Source organism: Flavobacterium aerium (assembly GCF_030766725.1).
In the GTDB taxonomy this organism is placed as follows: domain Bacteria; phylum Bacteroidota; class Bacteroidia; order Flavobacteriales; family Flavobacteriaceae; genus Flavobacterium; species Flavobacterium aerium.
In genome coordinates, this window is the sequence record NZ_JARQWR010000006.1 from 161370 (window position 1) to 174694 (window position 13325).

Below are 13325 nucleotides of genomic sequence, written 5' to 3' on the forward strand. Positions count from 1 at the left end.
ATATATTAGGAAATATGTCGAGGTTTTACATTTAAATAATTGATTGCAATGAAGAAGGTTCTTATCATTACTTACTATTGGCCACCCGCTGGCGGACCTGGAGTACAACGATGGTTAAAGTTTGTAAAGTATTTACCTGATTTTGAAATCGAACCCATTGTTTATGTTCCAGAGAACCCGACTTACCCGATTATTGATCAAAATTTACTAGCCGAAGTCAATGATAAGACGACTATAATTAAACATAAAATTATAGAACCTTATGGATGGGCATCGTTTTTTTCTAAAAATAAAACCAAAAAAATTAGTTCAGGGATTATCCCGAAAAGCAGGAAGCAGTCTATGTTAGAACGTCTGTTTCTCTGGGTACGTGGTAATTTATTCATCCCAGATGCTCGTAAGTTTTGGATTAAACCATCCGTGCGCTATTTGAGCCAGTACATTGCAGAACACAATATTGATACGGTGATTACTTCTGGACCACCACATAGTTTACATCTTATAGGATTAGCCTTAAAGAAGAATCTAAATGTAAAATGGTTTGCAGATTTTAGAGATCCTTGGACCACCATAGGATACCATAAATCCTTGAAACTATCTGCTTCAGCGGAGCAAAAACACAAAGATTTAGAACGTGAAGTATTACAAACAGCCGATGTTATTATTGTAACCAGTAAGACAACCAAAGCTGAATTTTCTGCTATTACAGAAAAGCCTATTGAAATAATTACCAATGGATATGATATTGAAAAAGTAGATAAATATCCTTTGGATGAAAAATTCACATTAGCACATATCGGATCCTTTTTATCAGAACGTAATCCAAGAATATTATGGAAAACGTTGGCTGAATTAGTGAAAGAAATCCCAGGTTTTAAAGATAATTTTCAACTGAAATTGATAGGTGCTGTAAGTCAGGAAATTTTAGATGCGATTACAGAGTTTCGTTTAGATCCTTACTTAAATAATTTAGGATATGTTTCCCATAAAGAAGCCATTGAACATCAAAAGAAATCACAAGTTTTATTGTTGATTGAAATAAATTCAGAAGAAACAAAAAGTATTATTCCCGGTAAACTATTTGAATACATGGTTTCAGAACGTCCTATTATTGCTATAGGACCTGAGGATTCAGATTTTGCTGAAATTATACAATCAACCAATACGGGAAGCTTTTATAATTATTCCGAGAAAGAACAATTAAAAGAAGGGATTGTAAAAGCATACGAACTGTATTTGGATAAAAAATTACAATCTTATCCTGTAGGATTACAACAATATAGTCGAAAAAAACTAACGGAAAAATTAGCGAAGCTATTAAAATAATTCCATGGGAATCGTACTCAACCAATCCATAAAGAACACGGTTATTACCTACTTAGGGTTTGGTATAGGAGCAATTAATGCTTTGTTTTTGTATACCAATTTTTTAGGGAAAACACATTATGGTATTGTTGCTTTCTTACTTTCTGCATCGGGTATCATGATGCCATTAATGGCTTTTGGAGTACATAACACATTAATACGATTTTATTCAAAATATAAAACGGAAGCTGAGCGAGAAAACTTTTTGAGTTTTATGCTTTTCATGCCTTTGCTATTGATTATTCCCATTAGTATCATTACAGTCTTTGGTTATGATCAGATAGCCTTTTTACTCACAAAGAAGAATCCAGAAATCCGACCTTTTTTATGGTTAATTCCTATAATAGGACTTGCTATGGGGTATTTCGAAATTTATTATGCGTGGGTCAAAGTACACATGCAATCCGTATTTGGAAACTTTATTAGTGAAGTAGTCGTTCGTGTTATCATTCTTCTTTTGCTCTTTGCAGTACATTGGGAATGGATAGGGAAAGATACATTTATCTATGCTCTTTCAGGAGCGTATTTGGCACAATTATTAGCGATGAAGGCGTATGCAATGTATGTTAAACTGCCTATTTTTAGAGTTAAGGTACCTAAGAATATCAAAGAAATTGTAACCTATTCTCTATTCGTTGTTTTGTCTGGGGGAATAGCAGTGTTTTTAATTGAATTTGATAAAGTGATGATTGCCTCTTATATCGATATCAGTAATAACGCTCTATATTCTGTAGCTATTTTTATTGCGACAGTGATAGCTGTTCCTAGTAGAGCTATGCAGCAGATAGTGTATCCGATTACGGCAAAATTAATGGCAGAGAATAAACACAATGAATTAAATGATTTATATAAAAAAAGCGCGATCAATTTACAAGTAATTGGAGGTTTGGTGATGCTCTATGTTTTCTTGAATATCAATGAATTGTATAAGCTAATTCCACACGATTATAGTGGAGGAGTTTTGGCTGTTTTCCTGATTGGGCTATCTAAATTTTATGATGTAATACTCGGGAATAATAATGCCATTGTATTCAATTCAAAATATTACCGAATAATACTAGTTTTCGGATTAGTCTTGGTTTTTCTAATGATTGGGCTAAACATGGTTTTCATTCCACTGTATGGAATTGAAGGAGCAGCGCTAGCCACCTTATTATCGATTATGGTATACAATACCATCAAATTACTCTTTGTCGTTAAGAAAATGAATCTCTATCCATTTTCCATTAATACAGTGAAGTCGTTTGGGATAATAGCATTAGTATTTGGATTATTTTACTTTTGGGAATTTCCATTCAACCCCATTATCAATATCGGATTAAAGTCGATTCTGATTACCTTGATTTATGTTTTTCTGAATTATAAATATGCCATTTCAAATGAAATCAATCAGATATTGAATAAATATTTGAAAATGATTCAACGATAAATTTATATCTTGTTTTTTTAGATTCTACAGTAGCATAGTTTAAAAAGTAATACTATAAACCACTATTGCTACTGTTGTTGAAGCCATTCTTCACGAGTGATTTTTAACCAATGATGAGGGATACCATCTTCTAAAAAAGATTCAATTACAGTTAAACCTGCTTTTTCCAGTACATTTTTTGAAGCGACATTCTCTATGTCAACTGTGGCAAAAATTTCGTTGAGATTCAAAGTTGTAAAGCCATATTCCAAAGAAGCTTTAGCTGTTTCTGTTGCATAACCTTTGCCCCAGTGTTTTTTAATGAATCGATAACCCAAGTCGTAATAATTGTTGTGATTATTTGTTTTTTCAGTCATGTATTTAAAACCACTCCAACCCACAAATTCATTAGTTTCCTTTTCTATAACTGCCCAACGGCCAATTCCATGGTCAATATATTGTTGACGAATGAATTGAATAACGGCTTTAATTTGTTCTGTATCCTTAACAGGAGTTTGTCCTAAATACCGATGTACATCTGGATCAGAATCCAGTTCAAAAAGACCATTTTCATCCAAAGGAAGAATTTCCCTTAAAATAAGTCGTTCAGTTTCTATTTTTATTGGACTATTATTCATGTTTGAAATTTAAAAATTGCCATGATTCAAAGTTAAATAAATAATTGAATTTGATCTTTCAAGTGCGTAAATTTTATAGGCTAAAACATTATATTTGATTTTAATCTAACATTGTAATTATGTACATAAATAAAGGTTTGTTTTTGCTCCTTACAATCCTAATGATTGGAAGCTGTGGCTCAAGTTCAAAATTAGTGAGTAAGTCAACCCTTATTGGAACTTGGCAATTCGATCCCAATAGAGAAGATGCAGCTTGGGAACAAAATGAATGTTCAATAAAATCAGGAATGCGATTTGATGAAAATTTGACAATCGAATCCAGATCTTTTAAAAATAATGGAGGTGAATGTGTACTCACAAAGAAAACTACCGATAAGTATACAATAAGTGGAAATATGCTAACCTTCATCTATCCAAAAATGGCAAGTGATGGAGGAGATCTCTTGATGACTTTCAAAATATTGGTGCTCGATGCAGAGCGACTAAGAATAGAGACCTATTCTGAAAAAGATGGGAATAAGGCCGCCAACATATTTAAATCGAAAGATAATCTAACAGACGATTATATTCGAGTAAAAGAATAATGAAATGAATAAAAATTATATAAAAAGGGCTCTACAATGTAGAGCCCTTTTTATATATACTATAATTGATTAATGGTAAATTGCTACAGCAAAAGAAATACCACTGATAACTAAACAAAGTGGAGTATAATAAGCTGTATCTTTTTTTGCAAATGGCGTATTCTTTATGATTTTAAATAACCCAATAAATTTGAAATCCCCTATAGCACGAAGTAGAAATATACAACCAATAACATACGTTCCAATCGTAATACTTCTTTGTGGGATGAAAGCCTCAAAAAGGGCCAAATTTCCCAAGGTAACCAAAGCAAAAAGCAATAATCCTAGACCAACAATGAAAGTGCCAAATGCACTAGGGCGAATTACTTTTTCTTTCTGAGTACGTGTAGGTACTGCTACATTTATTCCCCATTTTCCGCCGGTGGCCCAATAAATATGTAATAAAGAAAGGAATGTAAAAATAATCGCATTAAGAACAATTAAGAAGCTCATATTAATTAAAATTTTAGAGTAAATATAAAACTATTTATACAATTTTCAATGATGAAAACAGAGGACTTTTTGTCCCATTAGTTTTTAATTTCATTTTTTAAAGTACTGGGTAATATCCCATATTTTTTCTTGAAAGCAGTAGTAAAATGGGTTGCATTTTTATATCCTACTTGCTCAGCAACCTGAGTAACCGATAAACCTTGTTCGATTAGCATTTTCTGTGCTTTAGCCATCTTTGCATCATTTAGATAACCAAAAACTGTATTCCCGAAAATGGTTTTAAATCCCTTTTTTAAAGTGAATTCATTGGTGCCAACCTGATGGGCTAATTCTAGTAAAGTGTGTGGTGAATTTAGATTGGAAAGCATGATTTCTTTTACCTGATGCATTTTGTTAATATCAGATTTTTTAAGAGAACATTTTATGGCGCAATTATTACAACATACTTGCTCTAATTGAAGGAGTAATAATTGAATGATTTGTGCTTCAAAAAACATTTTTTTATAGGCACCTTTCCGATTACAGTTGACAATATTTTCAATTGTTGTGTACATTTCTGGAGTGATGGTCAGATTCTCTTTGGCTAGGACTGCATTCGTTTTGTTTTTTACAGCAGAGGTGAATGGTTTTAAATACGATTCATTTTCGCAGATGTATTTTTTGAAAAAATCAATCTTTATATAGACTTCAAATAATTTCAAATCATCATTACTTTCCCATTCCCAATTATTCTTTACACCGTTGGTGTAGACTAGGTTGTGTTGGAATTTTTCAAAAGTTAGGGTTTCATTCCCAGCAGTGTTGATCATTTTCGTATTTCCCGACAAGACAAAGTGCATCTTTAGCAGTTCCTCATTAGTATCAAATCGAATTTTCGTTTGATTCAGAAATGAAAAATTACTATAACCGATATAAATTCCCCTAAAAAAAAAGTCTTTATAACTCCCTTTTGCCTTCAATTTCTCAAGAGATATTGGATGGGTATAAAACGCGTTTGTGTTCTTTCTGTTAAGAAATGGATATATTCTTTTTAAGAGGCCTTTTTTTCCGTAGAGTAATTTAATCTGCATGCTTCAATTATTCCTTTTGGCGTTAGTTATATTCCTTTTTACGTCGTTTTCTAATGAGTCATTCTATCTACTTTTGCACAAAATTAAACTTATTTAGATTAATTACAAATAAATAATCACATAGATTTAAAAATAATCCCACATGAATAAAAAGACCTTTATGACTTTGACTTGCTCTATGATTCTTGGAGTTAACTTGTCAAATGCCCAATCACTTCAAGATACGACACAACCAAAATCGTTAGAAGAAGTTGTCGTTGTATCTTCTCGTTCGCCAAAACAAATTAGCGACATACCAGGAACGGTATGGATTATTGATCAAGCTAAAATTCAGCAGCAAATTAGAGGTGGATCAAGTTTGAAAGAAGTATTGGGGATGTTAATTCCAAGTTTGGACATTGGAAATCAAGGTAGGACAAATTACGCTCAGAATATGAGAGGACGTAATGTCCTGGTAATGTTAAATGGTGTTTCTTTGAATAGTGCCCGTGCAGTGAGCAGACAATTTGATGCAATCGATCCCTTCAATATCGAAAGAATTGAAGTTCTATCTGGAGCAAGCGCTGTTTATGGAGGAGATGCAACAGGAGGAATCATTAATATCATTACTAAAAAAGGAACTTCAAAAGATCTTGCTTTTGAAACTAGCGTAGGAGCAAAAAGTGGTTTAAGAAATAAAAATGACCATGATACCAGAGTAGCCCAATCGATTGCTGGAGGAAATGATTTCATGAAATTCAGAGTCGGTGTTGCATTTACTCAAAGTGCAGGAGCATTCGATGCAAAAGGTAATCAAGTTATTACTGACGTAAAACAATCGGATTTACAATACAATAGATCAGTAGATGTATTAGGAGGATTTGATTTTAAACTATCCGATAATCAAGATCTTAGTTTAGATTTCCAACATTATACTTCTAAAATTAGAAATGATAAATGGCTGTCTTTTGGAACAGATTATTCCGGAATTACAAGCAACAATCCGGATCTAATTCAAGTAATGGGAGGCGCTTATTCGGATATTGTACCAAGTACTACCCGAAGAATGATTAATCTACAATATAACTTACGCAATATATTAGGAGGACAAAACTTAATGTTGCAAGCCTTCACCCGAACAGAAAATATAGATTTTGGAGCTTCATTTGCGGAAGTACCAAAAGCACCAGTAGGAATAAATATTCCACGTTTTTTGTCTTCTGCAAGAGGAAATACAGATGTTTACGGAATAAAAGCAGTAATGTTTAAAAAATGGAATAAACTTTCTGTTACCTATGGTATAGATGCCGATCGTGATAAGTTTGATGGAGATCAATCAATCTTTAATCCACAAACAAGTAGTGCTAGTGGAGGATTAGTAAATGTAACAGATGCTATGGTAGGCCGTTATCCTGTAACACAAATTACTGGAATATCAGGATTTGCACAAGCAGATTGGAAAGTATTAGACAAGTTGACACTTTCGGGAGGAATACGTCAGCAGCATACCAGTGTGAAAGCCGATGATTTTATTGGATTCAAAGAGCAAATTTATATGCATTTTGGATATGGAGCATCAGCAGATGCTGTAAAAGGAGGAAAGAACAATTATGATGTGACCTTAGTGAATGGAAGTGCATTATATAAATTCAATGAAAAACAACAAGCATGGTTTAGCTTCTCACAAGGATTTGCTGTGCCAGATGCTGCGAAGTCATATGGTTTTGGAAAATATGCACTCAATAACAACCATTGGGATTTATTAAATAGTATTAATGTGAATGAAACACCATTGAGTGGAATTAAAACCGACCAATTTGAAGTGGGATGGAGACACAACTCAATGTATGGTTTCTATGCACAAGGATCTTTATTCTATGCATTATCGAATAAGACATTAAAAATTGATAATGTCGCTTTCACCATCTCATTGTTAGACCAAAAATTAAGAAACTATGGTTTTGAAGGAGCTTTAGGTTACCGTTTCGAGAAAGGACTTGAAGTGGGAGGAAATGTATTATTGATGGCTTCAGAAACAGAAACTAAAAATGATGGTTGGAAAAATCAATCGGTTTATACTACAAACCCATCAAAATTCATGGCATTTGTAGGATGGAATGAGAAATGGTTTTCAGCAAAATTACAAGGACAACATTCATTGAATTATACTGATTTAACGGATGCAAAAATCAATGGATTTACATTGTTTGATTTAATTGGTGATGTGAAATTACCAAAAGGAACAATAAACTTTGGTGTTCAGAATTTATTGAACAGAGAATACACAACGATCTGGGGACAACGATCTGTGTTCTTTTACCAAACCCCAGTAAAAGCATTTGAATACTTGGGAAGAGGCAGAACCTTCTCATTAGGTTACACAATTAAATTTTAGAGAAAATAAATAGATAGGGTAAAATTGAAATTCGATTTTACCCTTTTCAATTTTTATTAATTTTTTAATTCTTAAAAACATGAGCTTACAATCTAACACACAAACACTAACAACACCTACAACGCTAGATTTTCATTGCAAAAACTTGTTTTGTGAAGAGAATGTAGAAGAGTACAAAAAAGCGATTGATTTAACCCATGAATCAGTAGTTGATTTTTTAAAGAATACTAAAAAACCTTTTAGCGGTATTACACCTCGTGAACTTCGCAGAGATTTTGAAAGGGTAGATTTAAATCAGCCTCTTTCAAATTACGAAGAAGTTTTATCTGAAGTGCAGCAATTGTATACACAACATGCCATTGCATTCCATTTGCCCCGTTATGTAGCCCATTTAAATTGTCCTATTGTTATTCCGGCTATTGGAGCAGAAGTAATGATTAGCGCCATCAACTCATCATTGGATACTTGGGATCAAAGCGCAGGAGGAACATTTATCGAACAAAAATTAATTCAATGGACAGCGAATGAAATTGGTTACGATGCAACATCAGATGGTATTTTCACCAGTGGAGGTTCGCAAAGTAATTTGATGGGATTATTATTAGCCCGTGATCATTATGCTATTGAACATTTAAATCATAACATCAAAAAAGAGGGATTGCCTGTTGAAGCTTCCCGTTTTAGAATATTTGTATCGGAAACAGGACATTTTAGTATCCAAAAAAGTGCTTCCTTATTGGGGCTAGGAGAGCAAGCCATCGTCAAAGTGAAAACCGATCATTCTTTCCGAATGAACTCTATACTATTAGAAGATGCTATTCAAAGAGAAATACAATTAGGAAATATCCCAATTGCAGTAGTTGCTACAGCAGGAACTACAGATTTTGGAAATGTTGATCCTTTGCCCGCTATTGGAAATTTAGCCCAAAAATATAAAATGTGGTTTCATGTAGACGCAGCCTACGGGTGTGGATTACTACTTAGTGATAAACACCGCCATCTCATTAACGGAATTGAAAATGCAAATTCGGTTACAGTAGATTACCACAAATCATTTTTCCAACCGGTGAGTAGTAGTGCCTTTATCGTTAAGGACAAACGATATTTTGGATTAATTACACATTATGCAGATTATTTAAATCCAAAAGACCAAGATGATAACGGAATTCCAAATCAAGTAAATAAATCAATTCAGACAACTCGTCGATTCGATGCATTAAAACTTTGGTTTACACTACGTACAATGGGCAAACAAGAATTGGGTAAATACATTGATAAAATCATTGCTACTTCTCAACTCGTAGCTAGAGAAATTGAGCTTGATAACCATTTCGAATTACTCAATCATACCGATTTATCAGCCTTGGTATTTCGTTATTCTGCTTGTCCCTTTAAATCATTTGATTTAAACAATATCAATCAGCATATTAAAGCGCAACTATACAATAATGGTCATGCCTTAGTCGCTGGAACCAAAGTAAATGGACAGTTTTACTTAAAGTTCACCATTTTAAATCCATTAACTCAACTAAGTGATATTCAATATATTTTAAACCTAATTAAAAAATACGGAAATGAATACATCGATTTTAACTAATACAACGACCCAATTTGCATTGGAGATCAATTATACAGCTTTATTAAACTGCTATTGCCGTGAATTCAATAATTGGAGCCGTTATATGGGCATACCAAAATATGATGCAGTATTGGCGGATCATTTTAATAAAACAGGTTATGATTCCCATATTAGAGTTGATTTTTCAGCGATTGGTTCAGAGGCTTATTTGCCTTTAAAATATTATTCAGAAAGTGGAAGACATTTATTCAACTTCCCAATTATCAAACGGGATATTGCAACCGATGAAATTATTGAGTTGAGTATATTCGACTTTATGGATTTAACGATTGAATTTGCAAAGACATTACATCCTAATATAGATGCTTCGACTACGCAAAAACGTTTGGCAAATAGTATTGAGAATCTAGAGAAATACCTTCAGTATTATGAAGACAATGATTTGTCTGCCAATGCTACTGTGATGTCTTTTATCGAAGCAGAGCAATCGTTGATTTTAGGACATATCATTCACCCGATGCCAAAGTCAAAACAAGGTTTTAATGATACCGATTTATTAAAATATTCACCAGAAACAGAAGGACGATTCCAATTGCATTATTTCCTAATTGATTCTGAAAATGTAATTGAAAAAAATGCTGACGGAGGACCTATTACACAGGAATTAAAAGAACAATTTTTAAAATATACGACATCGGAAGATTTAGATATTATTCACCTTCTAAATCAATTCCCAACCTATTCCATAGTACCAATGCATCCTTGGGAAGCAAATTATTTAATGCAACAGCCTGAAATTAAAGAGATGATTCAGGAAGAAAAACTATTTAGTTTAGGTGAATTTGGAGATTTCTTCACACCAACTTCTTCAGTTCGTACCGTATACAACGAGGATTGTGAATGGATGTATAAGTTCTCACTTCATGTGAAAATTACCAATTCGGAACGAATCAATCTTTATCCAGAATTACACCGTGGTTATGACATTAGCCGTTTATTAAAAACAGATTGGGGAATTAATCTTCAGAAAGATTTTCCTGAAATCGACTTTATCGTAGATCCGGCTTTTATTGCCGTTTCCTACAATGGTAAAATCATCAATGGTTTTAATATCAGTATTCGTAGAAATCCTTTTAAAGGAGAGAATAAGAATAAAAACGTAACACTATTGGCAGCATTATGTCAAGATGGAATTTTAGGAAAACCATCTCGATTATTCAATATTATTAGTGAAACTGCTGCAAAAACAAACAAATCAAAAGAGCAAGTAGCACAGGATTGGTTTAAGCAATACTTACACATCTGTATACGTCCTATAGTAGGAATATTAAATAAATATGGATTGGCCTGTGAGTTCCACCAACAAAATGTAATGGTGGAATTGGATAAAAATGGATTTCCTGCAAAAATATATTTTAGAGACAATCAAGGTTTCTTTTTCCGTGAAGGAAGAAAGGACGATGTAATCAAAGCAATCCCAGGTATTGCCGAGGAAAGTCAATCGATTATTGATGAGGTTTCTTTAGCACCAAAATATACCTATTATTTGGTGACGAATAATATTATGGGAATCATCAATGCTTTTGGATGTAATGGATTAATTGAGGAGAAAAAATTAATTGATTTAGTGTACAAAGAGTTTAAAAGTACAGAACATATGGATGAAACTGGTTTGGTAGAGTATATTATAAACAGCAGAAGCTGGTATACAAAAGCCAACCTAATTACGAGTTTGCAGAACATTAATGAAGCAGATGAATCGTTAGAATATCCAGCAGTATTTCAAGATAATGCAAACCCATTGAACAAATACTTTTTCTGTGAAAACTTAATCAAGCCAACGACAAAAGAAGTAGTTTATTCCCGTCATTTTCCAGAACAAGATGTTACGATTACAATTCGCCCATTTGATATAGATCGCGATTTAGAATTAGTACATGACTGGTTTAACCGTGAGCATGCAAAACCAATTTGGAAAATGGATGGACCAATAAAAAACTTAGAATTATGGTACAGAACCATTCTTCCAAGTGATGAGATGCATAGTTTCATAGGAGAAGTTAATGGAGTTCCTAATTTTAGTTTTGAACCTTATTGGCCAATGAGAGATTTAGTAGGTGCCTATTATGACTCCATTGCAACAGATTATGGGACACACTTTTTTGTAGCAGCGACAGACAAAGATAAAAAGTTCACAGTGCCTTCATTCCAAGTTGCATTAGATTGGATTTTTGAACAACCCGAAGTGAGTAAATGCATAGGTGAAGCCTCTGTTGAAGCTATAGCCATGGACAAACTGATTGCGAAATTAGGATACCGTCGTGAAAAAGAAATCACGATGCCACATAAAACAGCACATCTTACTTTTTGTACCCAAGAAAGTTATTGGGAAAAATGTCCAGAAAGTAGAGACGTTAAAATAACAAAATAATAGTTCTTAGTTAGTTAATCTCCTTTTGCCCTTTTGCCGCTATAGGAGGCGGTAGAAGGGTAAATTTAAAAATTAGAATACATTGGAAAATAAAAAAATATACGATATAATCGGTATTGGTATCGGTCCGTTTAATTTAGGTTTAGCTGCATTGCTAGAACCTGTAACTGAAGTTTCAGCTTTATTTTTAGATCAAGCAGATGGTTTTGATTGGCATCCAGGATTGATGTTGGATAATGCAACATTACAAGTGCCTTTCATGGCCGATTTAGTTACGATGGCTGACCCTAAAAGTCGTTTTAGCTTTCTTAATTTTCTAAAGGAAACCAATAGATTGTATAAGTTCTTTATAAGAGAAGATTTTTTCATTCTTAGGAAAGAATACAATGTATACTGTAAATGGGCTGTAAATCAATTATCAAGCTGTTTATTCAATAAGTATGTAGACAATATTTTGTTCGATGATCAAACGGAAGTATACCAGATTATGGTCATGGATAAATCGACACAGAAGAAAGAAACTTATTTCACGAAGAAATTAGTTTTTGGAACAGGAACACAGCCCTTTTTACCAGAATTCATGAAGGATAAAAAATATCAGAATGTAATTCACACCTCACAATATTTAGATTATAAATCGGAGATATTAAATAGTAATTCCGTTTCTATAATTGGTTCAGGACAAAGCGCCGCAGAAATTTTTCAAGATCTTTTACCAGAAACGCAAGATGGACTCTATATGAGTTGGTTCACCCGTCCAGATCGATTTTTCCCAATGGAATATTCAAAATTGACGTTGGAGTTAACTTCACCAGAATATGTTGATTATTTCTACCAAATGCCGATAGAAAAACGCAAAGCAACTTTAGCAAAACAACCCGCTTTATACAAAGGAATCAACTTTGATTTAATCAATGCTATTTTTGATACGATGTATGAAATGAGTGTAGATGATACGCCATTGAATGTGCAGTTAAGACCGAATTGTCAATTGAATAATGTATTAGAAGAAAAGGAAGATACTACATATTCCCTAGATTTCACACAAGTACAAAAAGAAGAAGACTTTACACACACGTCAGAATTTGTAATTCTAGCAACAGGTTATAAATACAAAACCCCTGTCTTTATTGAAGGTATAAACCATCGTATCAAAAGAAACGAAGATGGATTGTACGATGTAGATCGTAATTATAGTATTGATAAAGCAGGAGAAGAAATTTTTGTGCAAAATGCAGAATTACATACACATGGTTTTGTCACACCCGATTTAGGTATGGGAGCGTACAGAAATGCAATTATCATTAATACAATTGCGAAGAAAGAAGTGTATAAGGTAGAAAAACGCATCGCTTTTCAACAATTTGATCTATAGTTAAGTATA

The 13325-nt window shown here is 33.3% G+C and carries 10 protein-coding genes; 7 read left to right on the forward strand and 3 right to left on the reverse strand.

The annotated features are described in order from the left end of the window. Positions 1 to 42: 42 nt before the first annotated feature. Positions 43 to 1326 (forward strand): glycosyltransferase family 4 protein, encoded by a 1284-nt coding sequence (locus P6733_RS09975; RefSeq protein ID WP_306352815.1) that lies wholly within the window; start codon positions 43 to 45, stop codon positions 1324 to 1326. Between the two features lie 4 nt (positions 1327 to 1330). Then, complete coding sequence (locus tag P6733_RS09980) at positions 1331 to 2794, forward strand: oligosaccharide flippase family protein (protein WP_306352718.1); 1464 nt, start codon at positions 1331 to 1333, stop codon at positions 2792 to 2794. Between the two features lie 68 nt (positions 2795 to 2862). Here the strand turns inward: P6733_RS09980 and P6733_RS09985 are convergent, their stop codons facing one another. Beyond that, positions 2863 to 3411, reverse strand: coding sequence for a GNAT family N-acetyltransferase (locus P6733_RS09985; RefSeq protein WP_306352719.1), 549 nt, complete (start codon positions 3409 to 3411; stop codon positions 2863 to 2865). Positions 3412 to 3530: 119 nt separating this feature from the next. Here P6733_RS09985 and P6733_RS09990 point away from each other — a divergent pair, with 119 nt between their 5' ends. Next, the gene (locus tag P6733_RS09990) at positions 3531 to 3995 is read left to right on the forward strand and encodes a lipocalin-like domain-containing protein (protein WP_306352720.1); all 465 of its coding nucleotides are present in this window, start codon (positions 3531 to 3533) and stop codon (positions 3993 to 3995) included. Between the two features lie 69 nt (positions 3996 to 4064). On the opposite strand, the gene P6733_RS09995 is transcribed toward P6733_RS09990, so the two are convergent. Continuing rightward, entirely contained in the window at positions 4065 to 4487 is a 423-nt protein-coding gene (locus P6733_RS09995) for a DUF3995 domain-containing protein (protein WP_306352721.1), read from the reverse strand. Between the two features lie 77 nt (positions 4488 to 4564). Next, positions 4565 to 5326: a helix-turn-helix transcriptional regulator gene (locus tag P6733_RS10000; RefSeq protein ID WP_306352722.1), complete on the reverse strand. Its 762-nt coding sequence runs from the start codon at positions 5324 to 5326 to the stop codon at positions 4565 to 4567. Positions 5327 to 5699: 373 nt separating this feature from the next. On the opposite strand from P6733_RS10000, the gene P6733_RS10005 reads away from it, so the two are divergent. The 4 genes from P6733_RS10005 to P6733_RS10020 all read left to right on the forward strand — a co-directional run bounded on the left by P6733_RS10005 (position 5700) and on the right by P6733_RS10020 (position 13316). Beyond that, entirely contained in the window at positions 5700 to 7931 is a 2232-nt protein-coding gene (locus P6733_RS10005) for a TonB-dependent receptor (protein ID WP_306352723.1), read from the forward strand. Positions 7932 to 8010: 79 nt separating this feature from the next. Next, on the forward strand, positions 8011 to 9528 hold the full coding sequence (locus P6733_RS10010; RefSeq protein WP_306352724.1) for a pyridoxal phosphate-dependent decarboxylase family protein: 1518 nt from the start codon (positions 8011 to 8013) through the stop codon (positions 9526 to 9528). Further along, positions 9506 to 11941 (forward strand): GNAT family N-acetyltransferase, encoded by a 2436-nt coding sequence (locus P6733_RS10015; RefSeq protein ID WP_306352725.1) that lies wholly within the window; start codon positions 9506 to 9508, stop codon positions 11939 to 11941. The genes P6733_RS10010 and P6733_RS10015 overlap by 23 nt, the downstream gene beginning before the upstream one ends. Positions 11942 to 12023: 82 nt before the next feature. Next, positions 12024 to 13316: a lysine N(6)-hydroxylase/L-ornithine N(5)-oxygenase family protein gene (locus tag P6733_RS10020; protein WP_306352726.1), complete on the forward strand. Its 1293-nt coding sequence runs from the start codon at positions 12024 to 12026 to the stop codon at positions 13314 to 13316. Positions 13317 to 13325 lie beyond the last annotated feature (9 nt).

Coding starts and splice junctions, on each gene's coding strand:
- P6733_RS09980 (WP_306352718.1), top strand. CDS start 1,331: ATGGGAATCGTACTCAACCAATCCATAAAGAACACGGTTATTACCTAC.
- P6733_RS09985 (WP_306352719.1), bottom strand. CDS start 3,411: ATGAATAATAGTCCAATAAAAATAGAAACTGAACGACTTATTTTAAGG.
- P6733_RS09990 (WP_306352720.1), top strand. CDS start 3,531: ATGTACATAAATAAAGGTTTGTTTTTGCTCCTTACAATCCTAATGATT.
- P6733_RS09995 (WP_306352721.1), bottom strand. CDS start 4,487: ATGAGCTTCTTAATTGTTCTTAATGCGATTATTTTTACATTCCTTTCT.
- P6733_RS10000 (WP_306352722.1), bottom strand. CDS start 5,326: ATGCACTTTGTCTTGTCGGGAAATACGAAAATGATCAACACTGCTGGG.
- P6733_RS10005 (WP_306352723.1), top strand. CDS start 5,700: ATGAATAAAAAGACCTTTATGACTTTGACTTGCTCTATGATTCTTGGA.
- P6733_RS10010 (WP_306352724.1), top strand. CDS start 8,011: ATGAGCTTACAATCTAACACACAAACACTAACAACACCTACAACGCTA.
- P6733_RS10015 (WP_306352725.1), top strand. CDS start 9,506: ATGAATACATCGATTTTAACTAATACAACGACCCAATTTGCATTGGAG.